Below are 17,619 nucleotides of genomic sequence, written 5' to 3' on the forward strand. Positions count from 1 at the left end.
ATCAGCTGTGCGCTCCTTCGCGCGACGCGGCCCAGGGGGCCAGGATGAAGCTCATTGCCAGGCCCAGGCTCACCGCCAGGCCGAAATTGCTCACCGCCGGGGTGCTCGACAGGGCCAGCAGCCCGAACGACAGCCAGGTGGTCAGTGCCGCCAGCAGGGTGCCCAGCAGGCTTACCGCCTCGCCGCCGACGCGCTCGTGCATGAGGATCGCGTAGTCGACGCCGATGGCGGTCACCAGCAACAGGCCGAACAGGCTGAACAATGTCAGCGGCTGGCCGAGCCAACCCAGCAGGGCCAGGCTGCACAGCGCGGCAAGCAGGGGCAGGGCGACGATGCGCAAGGCACCGCGCAGGCCGAACGGCAGCACCAGCAGCACCAGGATCAGCGCGCACGACAGCAGCTTGAGCTCGGCGGCGCTGACCTGGGTGGCGGCGAACAGCTGGTTCAACTCACCCAGCCGGTCCACCAGTTGCACGCCGGGCAGGCCATCGGCCTGCAGGCGCAGCAAGGGCGTATCGTTCAGCCCCTGGAGGCTGACGACGGCCGCCACGCCCTGGTCCACCTGGCCCAGCCACAAGGCGCGCCAAGGTTCGCCCAAGGGGCCGGCGAGGACATCGTCGATGGACTGGATCGGCAGTTGGCGCAATTGCTTGAGCTCGGCCAGCAGCACGGTTTCCGGCACGCCCTGGGCCAGCAACGGTTGCCAGTGTTCGGGCAGCCGCTCCAGGGCCTGGAGGGTGCGCGCTTGCTCGGTTGGGCTGGCAACCAGTCGATCGAGGGACATGTAGCCCTTGAGCTTGCCCAAGTCGACCAGCTCGTCGAGTTTTTCCGACAGCGCCCGCAGGCGCTCCAGCAGTTGCTGCGGATCGGCGCCGCGCACCAGGTAGAACTGGCTGGTGGGCTGGTAACCGGTGATGCGCGCCACGGCCTGGGCTTCCTCCAGCAGCTGGGGAGGGCTGCCAACCCACTGGCGCACGTCGTTGCGGCTATCCAGGCGCCATAGCCCGGCGGCGCAGAACAGCACCAGCAGGGCCAGCAGCGCGGCGCTGGGCACACGGCGCAGCAGGCTGGCGCGCAGCTCGGTCAGCCATTGCGCGACCCGCAGCGGCCACTGGGCCGGGCGCAGTTCGACGCCGCCGAGCAAGGCCGGCAGCAGGCACACGGCGCTGAGGTAGGCGCCGACCAGGCCGGCGGCCGAGAACGCGGCGATCTGGGTCAGCGCCGGGAATGGCGTGAAGGCCAGGGCCAGGTAGCCGATGCAACTGGTCGCCAGGCTCAGGCTCAACCCCGGCAGCGTGAGGCGCACGGCCGGCCAGCTGCGCCAGGGGTGCAGGCTCCAGCTCTTGGACAGGTAGTGCAACGGGTAGTCGACGGCCACGCCGATCAGGCTGGAGCCGAGCACCAGGGTCATCACGTGCATCTGCCCGAACAGCACCACGCACACCACCGAGCCGAACAGCATGCCCACCAGCACCGGCACGAAGGCCAGCAGCACGCGCCAGCGACGGAAGGCCAGCAGCAACAGCAGCAGGATACCCACGGTGGCGCCGCCGCCGACCCAGGTGATCTCGCGGCTGGCCTGTTGCTGGCCGGCCGCGGCGTACAGCAGGCCGCTGGCCGCCAGGAGCTGGGCACCCTGCTGGCTGGCCTCGACGCGGGCGTGGGCCAGCAGGTCGGCCACCTGCAAGGGCAGGTGCATGTCGAAGGCGTTGCCCAGGGTGCGGGCGCGCAGCAGCACCCACTGCTGGCCGTCGGCCTCGGCGACCAGCGCGCCGCTGGCGGTATCCAGTTGCACGTTGACCGGCTTGGGTTGGCTCTGCTGGATGCGGCCGCTCAGACCGAGCCAGTCATCCTGGCTGGCCACCAGGCTGAAGCCGGCGAATGGGTCGAACAGGCTTTGCAGGCGTTGTTCGATGAAGGTGTCGGGCTGCTCGGCCAGCAACTGGCGGTCGCGGACCGCGAGCATCGCCAGGCGACCTTGCAGCAGTTGCCCGCGCAGGGCTTGCAGGTCGGTCTGCACACTCCATTGCACTTTCTCGAACAGGCCGCTGGCCTGCCACTGAGCGGCCAGATGTTCGGCCAGGGCGACGGCCTGTTCGCGCTGGGGATGGCCGACCAGCACCAGCAGCTCGCGGTTGAGCGGTTCCTGCATGCGTTGTTCGGCTTGCTTGACCAGCGGGTCCTGGGTGGCGCCGGGCACCAGGGTCATCAGGTCGGCCGACAGCGGCGCGCCCCGATGCCATTGCCAGCCGGCCATGGCGAGCATGATCAGCAGCAGGCCCGCGAACAAGCGCGGCAACAGGCGTTCAGTCGGCAAAATCGCTGCGCTCCGCGTCGCTGAGGGCGCTGGCGCCTTGGCTCTCGGGCATGCGCAGCACGGTGCTGTCGCCCTGGGTCTCGCTCAGTTCGATGCGCTCGACGTAGCGTCCGCCGGCGATGTCGATGCGGGTGAACACTTGCTTGAGCAGCAGCGAGCGTGGGGTCAGGCGCAATTGCCAGTGGGTGGCGTCGCCTGAAAGCGCCAGTTCGAAATCGCGTTGCAGGCCGCTGCTGTCGCCTTGCAGCACGGCGAAGAACAGGCGGTTCTGCTCGGCGCCGGCACTGCGGGCGGGCAGCGTTTGCCAGCCGCTCGGGTCGCGGCGGGCGATGCCCTGGGCGTCGATGCGGTAGTCCTGGCGCAGCGGGGTTTGCAGCAGCCAGAGCAGGCCGTGGTCGCGGGCCAGGACGAAACGGCCCTTGCTGGTCAGTGGCTGGGGTAGGGCGCGCAGGTGTTTTTCCTGGATGAAGGGGCCGCTGACCACGGCGGGTTCGCTGAGCTGCTTTTGCAGGTCGTCGAGGCTGAAGGCGAGGGTCAGGGGGCTGGCGAGTAGCAGGGCGATAGTTATCAGAGCCCTGTGGGAGCGGCCTTGTGTCGCGAAAGGGCCGCACAGCGGCCCCAGCCATTGACGCAGCGTTGCCGAAATCCGGGGGCCGCTTCGCGGCCCTTTCGCGACGCAAGGCCGCTCCCACAGGGACCGTGCGGCGCTCATGGCAACACCTTGGCGACGGCGTCGAGCATGGCCTGGGGCGAGGCCAGCTGCATTTCGCCGCTTTCGATGTGCACGGCCACCTGCACGGTGCTGGCGCGGGTCATGCGTTCGCCGGTGGTGGCGTCGCTGATCAGGTAGTGGATCTTCAAACGGTTCTCCCACTCCACCAGGCTGGCGCGCACGGTCAGGCGCTGGCCGAAGGTGGCGCCGCGGATGTAGCGCAGTTGCAGGTCGATCACCGGCCAGGCATAGCCGCTGGCCTGCATCCGCAGGTAGTCGTGCTCCAGGCGGTCGAGCAGCGCGCAGCGGGCGACTTCCAGGTACTTCACATAGTGGCCGTGCCAGACGATGTGCATGCTGTCGACGTCGAAGAACGGCACGACGATCTCGCTGTCGACGTGGAACACCCCGGGGTTACGCATGCAGCCTCCAGTGGCGCTGGCCGATACGGGCCAGGCACAGGCGCAGGTCGTGCTCGAGGGCACGGTCCTCGGTGACCGGCGCGAAGTCCTCCAGCAGCGCCGCGTGCATCTGTGCCAGGGCTGGCGGCAGGGCGTGGGCGTCGGCCAGGCGCTGGCGCAGCCAGACGCCCTGGTTGGCGGCCAGCAGCGTGGCGGCAGCGACCTGTTCGGTCAGTTCCAGCACGCGCAGGGCGTCGCGGGCGGCGATGGTGCCCATGCTCACCTTGTCCTGGTTGTGGCACTCGGTGGAGCGGGAGAACACGCTGGCCGGCATGGTCTGCTTGAGCGCCTCGGCGGTCCAGGCGCTGGCGCCGATCTGCACGGCCTTGAAACCGTGGTTGAGCATGGCGCGCTCGGCCTCGGCGCCCGAGAGGTTGCTCGGCAGGCCATGGTTGTAGCGCACGTCCACCAGCAGCGCGAGCTGGCGGTCGAGCAGGTCGGCGACGTTGGCCACCAGGTTCTTCAGGCTGTCCATGGCGAAGGCGATGTGCCCGCCATAGAAGTGCCCGCCATGCAGCACGCGCTCGGCGTCACCGTCGATGATCGGGTTGTCGTTGGCGCTGTTGAGCTCGGTTTCGATGAACCCGCGCAGCCAGCCCAGGCTGTCGGCCAGCACGCCCAACACGTGGGGCGCGCAACGCAGCGAGTAGCGGTCCTGCAGGCGGTGCAGCGGCGGCAGCGGGGCGTCGATGGCCAGGTCCTGGCGCAGCCAGGCGGCGACCTGGGTCTGGCCGGGGTGCGGCTTGGCGGCGAACAGGCGTTCGTCGAAGTGTTCAGGGTTGCCCTGCAAGGCGATGACATTGAGCGCGGTGATGCGCGTGGCCAGCTTCAGCAGGTAGTCGGCGCGGGCGAAGGCCAGGCAGGCCAGGCCGGTCATTACCGCGGTGCCGTTCATCAGCGCCAGGGCTTCCTTGGGGCGCAGCACCAGGGGCTGCCAACCCAGTTCGCGGTGCACGTCGGCACTGCTGCGGCGTTCGCCCTGGTACAGGACCTCGCGCTCGCCCGACAGGGCCGCCGCCACGTACGACAGCGGCGTCAGGTCGCCGCTGGCGCCGACCGAGCCTTCCTCCGGGATCAGCGGCAGGATGTCGTGTTCGATGAAGGCCTGCAGGCGCTCCAGCAGTTCCAGGCGCACGCCGGACACACCATGGCTCAGCGAGCGCAGACGCGCGGCCAGCACGGCGCGGGTGGCCGGGGCGTCGAGCAACCGGCCCAGGCCGCAGCCATGGAAGGTGTAGAGGTGGCGGGGCAGGGCCTCGACATGCTCCAGCGGCACGGCCACCACGCAGGAGTCGCCGTAGCCGGTGGTCACGCCATAGATCACCCCTTCCTTGTCCAGCAAGGTATCGAGGAAGCGCGCGCCACGGGCGATGCGCTCGCGGTAGGCAGCGTCAGCCTGCAGGCGCGACGGGGCGCGGCGCTCGGCCAGGGCCAGGACGTCTTCGATCGCCAGCGGCGCTTCGCCGAAGGTTACAGGCTCATGCGGATGCATCGTCATCGGTCTTCCAGAAGGGGTAGAAATTGAACCATTGCAGCGGTGCCTGGGCGCAGTAGTGGCCCAGGCGTTCGGCGTAGCGGGCGGCCCACTCGGCGATCACCGCGTCGCGCTGGCCACGGCGCCACTGCAGGCGCTCGACGAACGGCTCGAGGGTGACCTGGTAGCGGCCCTGTTGCTTGAGGCAAAACAGCAGGTTGAGCGGGCAACCCAGCAGCCCGGCCAGCAGCCACGGCCCCTGGGGGAACGCTGCCGGGTGGCCGAGGAACTCCACTTCCACGGTGCGCCCGCCGTGCAGCGGCACACGGTCGCCGGCAATCGCCAGCCATTCGCCGCGCTCCAGGCGCTCGGACAGTTGCAGCATCACGGCCGGGTCCAGCTCGCTGACCTGGATCAGGCGCAGGTGGCTGGCGCCGGCTTCGCCCAGCAGGCGGTTGAAGTGTTCGGCATGGCGGGTATGCACCAGCACGTTCATGGTCACTTTTTCGCCGATCTCGGCCAGGGCCCGGCACACTTCCAGGTTGCCCAGGTGCGCGCCCACCAGCATCTGGCCGCGCTCGCCACGCAACTGCTGGCGCAGGTTGGCCGGGTCGACGATGTCGATCTGCGAGAGCGCCAGCCGGCCGTTCCACACGTCGAGCTTGTCCAGCAGCGCCTCGGCGAAGGCCATGAACTGGCGGAACACCCGCCACTGGCCGGGGGCCTGGACCTGGCCGGCGCTCCAGCGGTGCAGGCGCTGCTGGTACTGCCAGGCGCTGCGCCGGGCGCGGCCGCCGAAGACGAAGAAGTAGGCGACGATCACGTGGATCAGCGGGCTGAGCACGCGCCGCCCGAGCAGGCGGGCGAGGGTGGCGGTGAGCTTCATCAGCCAGAAGCTGCCGCGCTCCTGGTGCTCGGCCCAGTGTTGCGGGCGCTCGTTCATCCGCGCCACCTGCGCCAGAGGATCAGCGGCGCGCGCAGGAGCATGCCGAAGAACAGCTTGGCGTGCATCTTCGAGATCAGCGCGTTGTCGTGGAACAGGCGGAAGTGCGACAGGCCGTCCTGGGGGTAGTGGACCTTGGTCGGCAGCCAGCGCATCGGCTGGTTGCGCCACGACAGGCGCACCAGGATCTCCGGGTCGAAGTCCATGCGCCGGCCGAGGTTGACGCTGTCGATCATCGCCAGGGTCGCGGGCAGCGGGTAGACGCGAAAGCCGCACATCGAATCGGGGATGCGCAGCGACAGGCTGTTGATCCACACCCACACGTGAGTGAGGTAGCGGGCATACAGCCGGCCTTTGGGCACGCTGGCGTCGTATTGTGGATAACCGCACACCAGGGCCTGCGGGTAAGCCTGCGACTGTTCCAGGAAACGGCTGACATCGGCCAGGTCGTGCTGGCCGTCGGCGTCCACTTGCAGGGCGTGGCTGAAGCCCAGCCGCGCGGCTTCGCGCAGGCCGGCCATCACCGCGCCGCCCTTGCCCTGGTTGACCGCCAGGGTGACCAGGTGAACGTCGTCGCGTTCGGCCAGTTGGCCCAGTACCCGGGCGCAGGGGGCATGGCTGGCGTCATCGACCAGCACGCAGGGCAGGCCGGCGCGCAGCAGGTCGTCGACCACCTGGGGCACCGCCTGCTCGTGGTTGTACACCGGGATCACCGCGCAGGGCTTATGCATGGGCGGCCTCCAGCACGATGCGGCCACTGGAGCAGGGCTGCCCGGCGCAGGTGTAGGCGAAGTAGAGCTTGCCGCGGTCGGCATCGAAACGCAGGCTCAGCAGCAATTCGTCGCCGGGGCGCACCAGTTGCTGGAACTTGAGCACTTCCATCCCGGCGAAGCGATGGGCCAGCCGCAGGTGCGAGGCGGCCAGGGCGATCGCCCAGTCGAGCTGGACCACGCCCGGGAGTACCGGCGTTTGCGGGAAGTGCCCGGAGAAGCAGGCGAGGTCCAGGGGGACGGCCAGGCGCAGGTGCAGTTCCTCGCCCTGTCGCGTGTGCTCCAGCACCTCCGGCGCCATGCTGCGCGAGGCTTCCAGGTGCGCCAGCAGCTCTGCCTGGGGCAGTTTGCCCTGGGTGTTGAACGGCAACTGGCGCGCCAGGCGCCAGCGCCGTGGCAGGGCCAGCGCCTCGCAGTGGCCGGCCAGGTGCTGGCGCAGCCCATCGATCACAGCGCGGCGGCCCTGGTTGCGCAGGGCGTGCAGGCCGGCCGGGGTCAGGGCCACCAGGGCGCCGAGGTAGGCGCGGCCTTCCTCGATTACCCCCAGGCGCGCCTCGGCGACCCAGGCATGGGCGCACAGGGCCTGTTCGAGCATGGGCAGCGAGATGCGTTTTTCTTCGAGCTTGACGATGCGGTCCAGCCGGCCGAGCAGGCGGAAGCGCCCGTCGGCGCTGAACTCGGCGGCATCGGCGCTCTGCTCGACGTGCCCGGCGGGCAGGTAGGGCGAGGCGATGCGCAGGGCGCCGTGTTCATCCTGGCTCAAGCGCACGTCGCAGAATGGTTGCCACAGGGGCTGGCCCTGGCGCCAGGCGATACCGCCGGTCTCGGAGCTGCCGAGGATCTCGGTCGGCCACTGGCCCAGCAGCCGGTACAGGCGTTCGGTGGCATCGGACGGAAGCTCGCCGCCCGAGGAGAACACCCGGCGTACCGGGCTCAGGGCCGGCCAGTCGAGGTTGTCGCCCATGCGCTTGAGCAGCGCCGGGCTGGCCACCCAGGCGAACGCCGGGTGCTCGCGGCTGGCGCGCTGCAGGTCCTCGGGGAACGGCAGCTGGCGGCGCTCGAAGCCGCGTCCGGCGCACAGTGGCCAGAGCACGCGGAACAGCAGGCCGTAGATGTGCTGGGTGGCGACGCTGCCGATGATCCAGGCGTTGCCCAGGTCCTGGCCCCAGAGTTGTTCCAGGGCGTTTACTTCGTTGGCCAGCTGGCGCAGTTGCTTGTCGATGCGCTTGGGCTCGCCGCTGGAACCGGAGGTGCACAGGCTCACGCGGCAGGCGTCCAGGTCCAGGTCGGCGGGGGCAAGGGCCTCGCCCAGCAGGTAGTCGAGGTGTTCGTCGGCGGTCAGCCACAGGTCGACCTGGGTGTGCCAGCGCTCACGGGTGGCGGGTTGCAGGTCGGCGGGCAGCAGCACTTCCACGCCTGCACGCCAGGCACCGAGCAGGGCGATGGCCAGCGACGCGGCGTCTTCCAGGTGCACGGCCAGGCGTCGGACCCCGCGTTGGCGCAGGCCGCCGGCCAGGCGCAGGGCCTGGTGGCACAGCTCGGCGTGGTCCAGGGCCGGCGCCTGGGTCACCCGGCGCGGCGCATCCAGCGGGCGCAGCAGGTGTTCGAGGTTGATCCAGTTCATGAGCGTCCTCGCACACGTTGTCTTATCAGCCATTCGACGGCGAACAGCAGGCCCATCGCGGCATAGGCGATCAGGCCGTTGTACAGGGTCCACCAGGCCAGTGGCGCCCACAGGGTCAGGCTGGCGGCGATCAGGCCGTTGCCCAGGAAGAACAGGCACCACACCTGGGTCACGCGCCGGGTGTAGTGCACGGCATGGGGCGGCAGGTCGGGGTCGCGCAGGCGCGCCAGGCGTTCGGCCACCGGCATGCCGCGCAGCAGACTGGCGCCGAACAGGGCCAGCATGAAGGCGCTGATCAGCACCGGGTACCAGCGCAGCAACTGCGGGCTGTCGGACCACCCCAGCAGGGCGCAGAACGCCAGCGCCACCAGCGCCATCCACAGGTTGCCCGGGCGGCGCGGCGTGCTCAGGGCACGGGCCAGCCACAGGCCACCCAGCAGCAGGCCGAATTGCCAGGGGGCGAAATGGGCCATGCCGAAATGCACCGCGAAGGGGTACAGCAGCCCGGCCAGCAGCAGGCCGAGGCCGATCAGGCGCTTCATGCCGCCGGGTTGACCAGGCGGTGCACCGCCTCTACCACGTCATTGACGGTGCGCACCGACTTGAAGTCGTCGGCGGCGATCTTCTTGCCGGTCTGGCGCTTGATGTGGTCGATCAGGTCGACGGCGTCGATGCTGTCGATTTCCAGGTCCTGGTACAGGTTGGCGTCCAGGGTGACGCGCTCGGGTTCCAGTTCGAACAGCTCGACCAGGGCGGCGCGCAGGATGTTGAAGATGTCTTCACGGGTTTGCATGGTGCGGTCTCAGGCTGCCTGGCGAGCGGTGACGAACGCCGCGAGGGTGGCGACGTTGGTGAAATGGTTACGGGTGTCCTTGGCGTCGGCGTCGATCTTGATGCCGTAGCGCTTCTGGATCGCCAGGCCGAGTTCGAGGGCGTCCACCGAGTCCAGGCCCAGGCCTTCGCCGAACAGGGTCTGCTGGTCGTCGATGTCCTGCACGCTGATGTCTTCCAGGCCGAGGGCGTCGATGATCAGTTGCTTGAGGTCATGGTGCAGGTGTTGCTGTGCATCGCTCATCGGCGGCGAGCTCCTTTATGTAGTGCTGGTGCAGAAATTCGTTGAGGCGGCGCGACGCGATCGGCGCCGGGCCCATGGCGGCGTAGGCCTGGGGGTCGATATCGGCGCCGACGCGCAGGCTGAAATGCACGCGACGGCAGGGGATGCGATACCAGGGCTCGTGCTTGGTCAGGGTGGTGGGGCTGACGCGGATGGTCACCGGTGTGATGATCTTCGCACCGCGCAGGGCGATGGCCGCGGCGCCGCGATGAAAGGCGGGGGCCTGGCCGGGCGCGGTGCGCGTGCCCTCGGGGAAGATGATCAGCGGTTGGCCTTGCTGCAGCGCGGCAACGGCGTTGTCGAGCATGTCCATGCTGCCGTCGTTGCCGATGTACTGGGCCTCGCTCACCGGGCCGCGGGTGAACGGGTTGGTGAACAGGCTGTGCTTGACCACACAGTTGGCCTGGCGCACCAGGCCGATGAGGAACACCACGTCGATCAGCGACGGATGGTTGGCGATGATCATCTGCCCGGGCCGGCCCAGGCGCTCGGCGCCTTCGACTTCGTAGGTGAGCACGCCGGCGGCGTGCATGAAGCGGATGAAGCGCCAGAACAGCCAGCCGATGGTGCGCCGGGCGCGCTGGCGGTGGCGCGCGGCGTCACCTGGCAGGCAGGCGAGCAGGGGGAAGACCAGCAGGCGCAGGCACAGGCCGCCCAGGCCGAACAGGCCGAAGCTCAGGGCGGTGGCCAGCAGGCGCCAGTGATAGGCGTCCCGCGGACGCTCTATGGCTGTCGTTGCCAGTTCCATGTGCGACGGTTCCAGGTGTGGGTAAAGGAGTCAGTGTTGCCCAGCGAGGCTTTCAACCAGTTCAGGGCGTGAGGCAGCGGGGGGCGCGGCGCGTCCGGCGAGGAATGGTGGCTTAGTGCTATTCCCCATTGTCGCCCAGCCGTGAGGCGTAAAGCCAGCGCATAGGCGAAGGGCACGTCGTCGATCCAGGGGCCGTACACCGGTGGCGGCAGTTCCTCGGCAATGATCAGCAGCACTGCCGGGGCGCCTTCGCGCAACAGGCCAGCGGCCTCGAGCAGGCCTTGTTCGAAGCCGTCGCCGGCCGCAGCCAGGGCGGTCATCTCGCAGGTTTCGCCGCGCAGGATCGACCACAGGCCGATCACGGCGTTGTGCACTGACAGGCTGAACTGGGTGGGCGAAAGTGGCTGCTGGTCGGCCAGGTCGCTGAGGATCGAGAAGGTGCGCGGGGTTTCACCGTGGCGCGAAACGAACACCAGTGGCATCGGCGCGCAACCCTCGGTCAGCGGCCAGCCCACGGCGAACGCCATGCGCGCCAGCTGGCTGAGGCGGCGACGCTGCATGGCGGGCAGGAACGACACGTCCGGCACCTGCGCGTCGGCGCAGGGGCGTGCGCCGGTGGCGGCCCAGGATTGCCAGTCGGCGGGCGTCGGCAGGCCGGGGGCCCAGGCGCGCCATTGGCTGATATCAAAGGTGATCACGGTGCTTGTTACTTCCCGCTCTGTGGGACTTCCTTGCCTTGGGAATGACTCGGAACACAGACCTTGCAGGGTGGCGCTTTGCCGAGTGGCGCGCATTATCCCGGTGACGGAGGTGTGTAGCAATTAGTCGTTACATTCTTGCCAGTCAGACATTGCATTCTCGAAGAAGTATCGAGTTGGATGATCCGGGTAGGCAATTTCCGACGGCTGGTCAGAGAGAGGTTGTCGGTCGTACACGCTGCAACTTGAGCGAAGAGTGCTGGCCAATACCGGTGCGGCGCCACATACTCGGGCATTCGTTGATACACGGAGGTCTGTCATGCGGCGCGTGGTGTTCAATCAGAAAGGTGGCGTGGGCAAGTCGAGCATTGCCTGCAATCTGGCGGCGGTGAGTGCCAGCGAAGGCTACCGGACCCTGCTGATCGACCTGGATGCCCAGGCCAACTCGACCCAGTACCTGACCGGCCTGACCGGCGACGACATTCCCATGGGCATCGCCGACTTCTTCAAGCAGTCGCTGTCCAGCGGGCCGTTCGCCAAGAAGAACAAGGTCGATATCTATGAAACCCCCTTCGACAACCTGCATGTGGTCACCGCCACGGCGGAGCTGGCCGACTTGCAGCCCAAGCTCGAGGCCAAGCACAAGATCAACAAGCTGAGAAAACTGCTGGAAGAGCTGGACGAGGACTACGATCGCATCTACATCGATACCCCGCCAGCCTTGAATTTCTATGCGGTTTCCGCGTTGATCGCTGCTGATCGCGTGCTCATTCCCTTCGATTGCGACAGTTTCTCGCGCCAGGCGCTGTACGGCCTGCTGGCCGAGATCGACGAATTGAAGGACGACCACAACGAAGAACTGGTGGTCGAAGGCATTGTGGTCAACCAGTTCCAGTCACGTGCCAGCCTGCCGCAGCAGATGCTCGACGAGCTGCTGGCCGAAGGGTTGCCAGTGCTCCCGGTATACCTCGGCAGCTCGGTGAAGATGCGCGAGTCCCACCACGCCAGCCTGCCGCTGATCCACCTGGAGCCACGGCACAAGCTGACCCAGCAGTTCGTCGAATTGCATTCGTTGCTTGAGGAGAATGCTGGATAAAGCGTGGTGGGGCCGGAGTTACCTGGTGTCTGGACGATCGAGCGCCGCCTGCGCGGCGCATCGCGGATGAATCCGCTCCTACATCTGCCGCCGCCCCGCCAGACTCACGGCATGCGCCAAGGCTGGCAACCACGGCCTCACAGGTGCGGCACGTTGCAATACCTAAACACCCTGGCCACGCAACCACTCCAGCAGCGACTGAAGAGGAAAAGCGCCGGCCTGGCGTGTTACTTCGCGGCCATTCCTGAACAGGATCAGGCTGGGGATCGAGCGGATGCCCAACTGCCCGGCGAGGTTGCGATTGGCCTCGCTGTCGAGCTTGGCCAGGCGGCAGCGGCCGGCCAACTGGCGCGCAGCCTGTTCGAAGGTCGGGGCGAAGCTCTTGCACGGGCCGCACCAGTCGGCCCAGACATCCAGCAGCAACGGCAGGTCGCCCTTGATCTGGGCGGCGTAGGTGCTTTCAGTCAGTTCAAAGGGGCGGGCGAGCAGCACCTCTTGCTTGCAGCGACCGCATTTCGGGTTGTCGCCCAGGCGCTCGGTGGGCAGGCGGTTGAGACCGTTGCAGTGGGGGCAGGGGATTACCAGGGGGGCGGACATTTTTATCTCCTTGATATCGTTGGGGCTGCTGTGCAGCCCTTTCGCGGCACAAGGCCGCTCCTACAGGGCCTCGCGTGCTTTTTGTAGGAGCGGCCTTGTGCCGCGAAAGGGCCGCGCAGCGGCCCAGGGGGTCATGATGAGCAGCTGATCTCCAGGTGCTTTCCCCACTCCGGCGGCCGCTCGGCATAGGCCTGCATCCCGGGCTGTTCCTCGAACGGCTTGCTCAGTACCTGGTGCAGGCGCCGCACTTCACTGTAGTCACCCGCTTCGGCTGCTTCGATAGCTTTTTGCGCCAGGTAGTTGCGCAACACATACAGCGGGTTGAACGCCTGCATCCGCTCGCGCCGGCCCTCGGCATTACCGGGTTCGCGCTCGCAACGGGCCAGGTACTCGACGCCCCAGGCATCGAACCCGGCCAGGTCGACGAAGTCGTCACGCACCACCTTCAATGCCTCTGCCACCGGACGTTCGCCCAGCTTGCGGAAGAACAGTGTGTAGTCCACGCCGCCGCTCTGCATGCGCTGCAGCAGGCGCTCCACCAGCGCCATGTCGTCGTCTTCGGCCGTGGTCAAACCCAGGCGGCGGCGCATCAGGTCGAGGTAGTGCGCCTGGTACAGCGGCAGGAACAAGCCCAGCGCCTCTTTAAGCGGCTCGACCTCGATCACCGTGGTCAGGGCCTGGGCCAGGGCACTCAGGTTCCAGTGGGCGATCGGTACCTGGTTGGCGTAGCTGTAGCGACCCCGGTCGTCGGAATGGTTGCAGATGAAGTTGGCGTCGAAGTCGTCGAGGAAGGCGTAGGGGCCGAAGTCGAAGGTGATACCCAGGATCGACATGTTGTCGGTGTTCATCACCCCGTGGCAGAAGCCATAGGCCTGCCAGCGGGCGATCAGCTCGGCGTTGCGTTCGACGATGGTGCGGAACATCGCAAGATAGGGCTGTTCGGCTTCCCGACACTCGGGGAAGTGCTGCTCGAGCACATGGTCGATCAGCACGCGTTGCTGTTCCGGCTGCTGGGTGTAGTAGAAGTACTCGAAGTGGCCGAAGCGTACATGGCTGTGGGCCAGGCGCAGCAGCATGGCGGCGGTTTCGCGGGTTTCGCGCCACACCGTGGCGCTGGAGCCGATCACGCACAGCGCGCGGCTGCTGGGGATGCCGAGCGCGTGCAGGGCCTCGGAGGCGAGGAACTCGCGGATCGACGAGCGCAGCACGGCACGACCGTCGCCCATGCGTGAATAGGGCGTCTGGCCGGCGCCCTTGAGGTGCAGGTCCCAGTGCTCGCCGGCGTCGTTGCGCACCTCGCCCAGCAGCAAGCCGCGGCCGTCGCCCAGGCGCGGGTTGTAGGAGCCGAACTGGTGGCCGGAATAGACCATGGCGCGCGGGTCGGCCTCGTCCCAGAGCTTGTGGCCGCTGAACAGCTCGGCGAACACCGGCAGGTCGGCCTGGGCCGGGTCGAGGTCGAGCAGGGCCATGGCCGCTTCGCTGGCCACGACCAGGCGCGGGTCGGTGATCGGGTCGGGCAGGACCTGGGTGGAGAAGGCGTCGCCGAGGCGGGCGAAGCGGTTGTCGAAGACGAGTTGGTCGAGGGACTTCACGGGGCCTGCTCCTGGGTGGCGGTGCCATGAGGCCGCTTTGCGGCCCTTCGCCGGCAAGCCGGCTCCTACAGGTGGGCGGTGTAGGAGCCGGTTTGCCGGCGAACGAGGGCAAAGCCCTCGCAGCGAATGTGCACAGGATAAAGTATTCGGGCGTTCTCAGGCCGACGCCGTGCCATCCGGCTTCGGCTGCTCCATCGGGATCAGTTGCTGCTTGCCGCCCTTCTGGTCCATCAGGAACACCTCCACCTGGCGCACCGAGATCTTGATGTCGTGCGCCTTGAATTCGCGGTTGATGTAGCGGTTCAACTCGTCCAGGGTCGGGTTGCGGTCGCCCAGGTCGCGCACGTGCATGCGCAACTCGTGGTCCAGCGAGCTCTCGCCGAAGTTGAGGAAGTACACGAGTGGCTCGGGGTCTTTCAGCACCCGTGGGTTGTCGTGGGCGCCCTTGAGCAGGATATCGCGCACCAGGTCCAGGTCCGAGCCGTAGTCGATCCCCAGCTTGAGCGTCACCCGGGTAACCGTGTCGGTCAGCGACCAGTTGATCAGCTGGCCGGTGATGAAGGTCTTGTTGGGGACGATGATGTCCTTGCGGTCGAAGTCGGTGATGGTGGTGGCGCGAATGCGGATCTTGCTCACCGTGCCGGACAGGTTGCCGATGGTGATGGTGTCGCCGATGCGCACCGGGCGCTCGAACAGGATCATGATGCCGGAGATGAAGTTGGCGAAGATCTCCTGCATACCGAAGCCCAGGCCCACCGACAGTGCCGCCACCAGCCACTGCAGCTTGTCCCAGCTGACACCAAGGGTCGACAGGGTGCTGACGATACCAACGCCGACAATGGTGTACGACAGCAATGTGGTGGTGGCGTAGGCGCTGCCCTGGGCCAGGTTCAGGCGCGACAGCACCAGCACCTCCAGCAGGCCCGGCAGGTTACCGGCCAGGGCGAAGGTGATGCCGACGATCACCAGCGCGCCGAGCAGGTCGCCGAGGCTGATCGGCACCATGCTGGCGGCGGCGCCGGTGCCGCTGGTGTATTCGTAGAGGGTGAAGTTGTTGAGGTAGGAGAACACGCTGATCAGGTCCGCCCACACCCAGTACAGGCCGGCAATGAAACCACCCAGCAGGGCCAGGCGGATCAGGCGCAGGGACTGCTGGTTGACCTGCTCGATGTCCAGGGTCGGTTCTTCGGCCACCACTTCGCCGTCCAGCCCTTCCTTGGCCGCCTGGCGCTTGCTCAGGGCACGCTGGTAGGCCAGGCGCCGTGCCGCCACCGACAGGCCACGCACGAACGCGGCCTCGATCACCAGCCAGAACAGCAGCAGGTAAAGGGTGTAGATCAGCCGGTCGGTGAGCTTGAGGGCGGTGTAGTAGTAGCCGAAGCACACGGCCACGAACAGGGCGATGGGCAGGGCGGTGAAGGCCACCCCGACCGCCTTGCGGAACAGCGAGGTGTTGCGGTGCGCCGGGCTGCTCAGCAGCAGGCGGCTGAGCAGCCAGGCCATCAGCGCATAGCAGGTCAGCACCACGCCGATGCCCAGCACGTCGTCGGCCAGCGCCGATGGCTGGTGCTCGGCCACCGCCACCACGCCCACCAGGGCCAGCACCACGGTGCCCAGGCGGCGCACCCAGCCGCGCAGGAACTCGACCTGGGGCTTGTGCCAGCGGAAGTGGATCTCCGCCACGCCACCGGGGGCGAGGATGCGGTAGGCGGTGTAGAACACCAGCCACGCCTGGGCGATCTGCCACAGCGCGGCGCCCAGGTTGGCGTTCTGGCCGCGGGCGTCGATCTGCAGCGCGTAGCTGCCCAGGGCCAGGGCCAGGGCCACCGGCATGGCCAGGAGGATGTTGATCAGGATCGCCTGGGGCGTGTGCCACTGGCTGTCGCGCTTGAAGTGGCCGATGTCCTGATGAACCTTGCCCAGGCGCTGGTACAGGTACTTGCGCCGCCATAGCAACGCGCCGATCACCAGCAGCAAGGGCAGGAACAGCAACGGGCGTTGGCTCAGGCCATCGCCCAGTTCCTTGACCCCCGAGCCCCAAGGCAGGCTGGCGACCTGCTCGGCCAGGCGCTCGGGCACGTAGCGCAGCCACTCCCAGTCCAGCGGCTTGTTGCTGGGGATCCAGAACATCTGTTCTTCAAGGGTGGTGCGCAGGTTCTGCGCGGTACCCAGCAACTGCTTCTGGTTCAGTTGCAGGGTGATCGATTCGTTGAGCAGCGCCGAGAGTTCGCGGTTAAGTCGCTCGAGCAGGTCTGCACGGGTAATCGCCACCTCCAGCAAGGCTTTGCGCAGCGCTGGGGTGACATCTTCCTGGGGCTGGCTGGCCAGCAGCCGATCCACGTAGCTGGACGGGCTGCTCATCTGCTCGCGCTGCTGGTTGATCTCGAACTGGTACAGGCGGATGTCGGCGATCTGGTCGGCCAGGTCGCGGTCGACTTTCAGGTGTGGCAGGGCCTGCTTCTGCTTGTAGAGGATCTTCGACAGCAGCAGGCTGCCCTTGAGTACGTTGATCTGCTCGTCCAAGGCCTGGTCGGCCTGGGTGAGGCTGTCGAGTTGCTGCTTGGTGCGCAGGTTCTGTTGCGTGAGCTCGTTGAGGCGGTCGGTACTCTTGAGCAGGTAGTCGGACAGCTTGAGGTTGGCCGAGCTTTCGTTGGCCAGCAGCGTGCTGCCGCCGGCCTTCTGCGCTTCGATCGACTGCTGGGTAACGGCCTGCTGGGACTGGGCCAGGCGCTTGTCGTTGATCAGCGTCTGCAGGTCCTGGATTTCTTGCTCCAGGCGGGTGGCGCGCTCGATCAGCAGGTCGTGCTGGGCATTGCCCAGGTCCTGCAGCAGGCTGTTGCCGGCCAGTTCCTGGCGGCGCAGCAGGGTGAGGGCGTTGAGCGAGGCGAGCTCGGCGTTGAGCTGGTTGCGCTGGTCGGTGTTGAGGGGCTTGCCGTTGTCCTTGCCGGCCTTGAGGGCGTTGTTGATCTGCTGGGCGCGGGTCTGGTTGTTGCTGATCTCGGCCTGGGCCCGCTCAGGGCGGGTCTGCGAGTTGATGATCAGGCTGTTGGCCTCGGACAGCGCCTTCTGCAGCTCGCCTTGCTGTGTGCTGCGCTCGCTGAGCATCTGCTCCAGTTGCGGTACGCCCAGGTTGGCGAAGCGCTGGGCCACGGGCGGCGCCTTGCTGTCCTTGAGCTTGGCCAGTTCACGCTGGCTGTCGCGGGTCTGCTGCGGGGCGTCGGCCAGCTGCTGCTTGAGGGCGGCCAGCTTCTTCTCGCTGTCGTCCTTGTTGGCGAGCAGGGCCAGGGTTTGCTCCAGCACCTGCTGCAGGGCTTTCTGCTCGGTTTCGGGCAGCTTGCGCTCGGCGATCTTGTCGAGGCTGTTCTGGATACTGGCGGTGGTCGGGGTCTCGGCGGCCGTGGCGGCGAACGAGAGGGCGAAGCACAACCCGATGAGGGCTGTGCGCAAATGCACGCGCAGGGACATAGGCAGAC

The 17,619-nt window shown here is 67.5% G+C and carries 16 protein-coding genes; 1 reads left to right on the forward strand and 15 read right to left on the reverse strand.

Annotation, left to right across the window (positions count from 1 at the left end):
- Nucleotide 1: 1 nt before the first annotated feature.
- From P5705_RS06750 to P5705_RS06805, 12 genes are read right to left on the reverse strand one after another with little or no spacing between them, the layout of a single operon-like run.
- A complete protein-coding gene (locus P5705_RS06750; protein WP_277460110.1) occupies nucleotides 2-2,317 on the reverse strand; it encodes an MMPL family transporter in 2,316 nt (771 codons plus the stop codon).
- Nucleotides 2,307-3,029 carry an outer membrane lipoprotein carrier protein LolA gene (locus tag P5705_RS06755; protein ID WP_277460111.1) on the reverse strand — a complete coding sequence of 241 codons (723 nt, stop codon included), beginning with the start codon at nucleotides 3,027-3,029 and terminating at the stop codon, nucleotides 2,307-2,309. The genes P5705_RS06750 and P5705_RS06755 overlap by 11 nt, the downstream gene beginning before the upstream one ends.
- On the reverse strand, nucleotides 3,026-3,451 hold the full coding sequence (locus P5705_RS06760) for an acyl-CoA thioesterase (protein ID WP_213659243.1): 426 nt from the start codon (nucleotides 3,449-3,451) through the stop codon (nucleotides 3,026-3,028). The genes P5705_RS06755 and P5705_RS06760 overlap by 4 nt, the downstream gene beginning before the upstream one ends.
- Complete coding sequence (locus tag P5705_RS06765) at nucleotides 3,444-4,988, reverse strand: HAL/PAL/TAL family ammonia-lyase (protein ID WP_277460112.1); 1,545 nt, start codon at nucleotides 4,986-4,988, stop codon at nucleotides 3,444-3,446. Before P5705_RS06765 ends, P5705_RS06760 begins: the two co-directional genes overlap by 8 nt.
- On the reverse strand, nucleotides 4,969-5,907 hold the full coding sequence (locus tag P5705_RS06770) for a glycosyl transferase (protein WP_277460113.1): 939 nt from the start codon (nucleotides 5,905-5,907) through the stop codon (nucleotides 4,969-4,971). The genes P5705_RS06765 and P5705_RS06770 overlap by 20 nt, the downstream gene beginning before the upstream one ends.
- Nucleotides 5,904-6,638 (reverse strand): glycosyltransferase family 2 protein, encoded by a 735-nt coding sequence (locus P5705_RS06775; RefSeq protein WP_277460114.1) that lies wholly within the window; start codon nucleotides 6,636-6,638, stop codon nucleotides 5,904-5,906. The genes P5705_RS06770 and P5705_RS06775 overlap by 4 nt, the downstream gene beginning before the upstream one ends.
- Nucleotides 6,631-8,301: an AMP-binding protein gene (locus tag P5705_RS06780; RefSeq protein WP_277460115.1), complete on the reverse strand. Its 1,671-nt coding sequence runs from the start codon at nucleotides 8,299-8,301 to the stop codon at nucleotides 6,631-6,633. The genes P5705_RS06775 and P5705_RS06780 overlap by 8 nt, the downstream gene beginning before the upstream one ends.
- Entirely contained in the window at nucleotides 8,298-8,843 is a 546-nt protein-coding gene (locus tag P5705_RS06785; protein WP_277460116.1) for a hypothetical protein, read from the reverse strand. Before P5705_RS06785 ends, P5705_RS06780 begins: the two co-directional genes overlap by 4 nt.
- On the reverse strand, nucleotides 8,840-9,094 hold the full coding sequence (locus tag P5705_RS06790; protein ID WP_277460117.1) for an acyl carrier protein: 255 nt from the start codon (nucleotides 9,092-9,094) through the stop codon (nucleotides 8,840-8,842). The genes P5705_RS06785 and P5705_RS06790 overlap by 4 nt, the downstream gene beginning before the upstream one ends.
- 9 nt (nucleotides 9,095-9,103) lie before the next feature.
- On the reverse strand, nucleotides 9,104-9,376 hold the full coding sequence (locus P5705_RS06795; RefSeq protein WP_213659250.1) for a phosphopantetheine-binding protein: 273 nt from the start codon (nucleotides 9,374-9,376) through the stop codon (nucleotides 9,104-9,106).
- Nucleotides 9,345-10,163, reverse strand: coding sequence for a lysophospholipid acyltransferase family protein (locus P5705_RS06800; protein WP_277460118.1), 819 nt, complete (start codon nucleotides 10,161-10,163; stop codon nucleotides 9,345-9,347). Before P5705_RS06800 ends, P5705_RS06795 begins: the two co-directional genes overlap by 32 nt.
- Nucleotides 10,139-10,861: a beta-ketoacyl synthase chain length factor gene (locus P5705_RS06805; RefSeq protein ID WP_277460119.1), complete on the reverse strand. Its 723-nt coding sequence runs from the start codon at nucleotides 10,859-10,861 to the stop codon at nucleotides 10,139-10,141. Before P5705_RS06805 ends, P5705_RS06800 begins: the two co-directional genes overlap by 25 nt.
- Before the next feature lie 319 nt (nucleotides 10,862-11,180).
- On the opposite strand from P5705_RS06805, the gene P5705_RS06810 reads away from it, so the two are divergent.
- Nucleotides 11,181-11,957, forward strand: a complete 777-nt coding sequence (locus P5705_RS06810; protein WP_213659253.1) for a ParA family protein — start codon at nucleotides 11,181-11,183, stop codon at nucleotides 11,955-11,957.
- A 162-nt stretch (nucleotides 11,958-12,119) separates the two neighbouring features.
- On the opposite strand, the gene trxC is transcribed toward P5705_RS06810, so the two are convergent.
- From trxC to mscK, 3 genes are all read right to left on the reverse strand, one after another.
- Nucleotides 12,120-12,554 carry a thioredoxin TrxC gene (gene trxC / locus P5705_RS06815; RefSeq protein ID WP_277460120.1) on the reverse strand — a complete coding sequence of 145 codons (435 nt, stop codon included), beginning with the start codon at nucleotides 12,552-12,554 and terminating at the stop codon, nucleotides 12,120-12,122.
- A 131-nt stretch (nucleotides 12,555-12,685) separates the two neighbouring features.
- On the reverse strand, nucleotides 12,686-14,146 hold the full coding sequence (gene selO / locus P5705_RS06820; RefSeq protein ID WP_277460121.1) for a protein adenylyltransferase SelO: 1,461 nt from the start codon (nucleotides 14,144-14,146) through the stop codon (nucleotides 12,686-12,688).
- A 156-nt stretch (nucleotides 14,147-14,302) separates the two neighbouring features.
- A complete protein-coding gene (gene mscK, locus P5705_RS06825) occupies nucleotides 14,303-17,611 on the reverse strand; it encodes a mechanosensitive channel MscK (protein ID WP_277460122.1) in 3,309 nt (1,102 codons plus the stop codon).
- Nucleotides 17,612-17,619: the final 8 nt, after the last annotated feature.

The organism is Pseudomonas entomophila (genome assembly GCF_029478665.1).
Lineage (GTDB): Bacteria > Pseudomonadota > Gammaproteobacteria > Pseudomonadales > Pseudomonadaceae > Aquipseudomonas > Aquipseudomonas entomophila_F.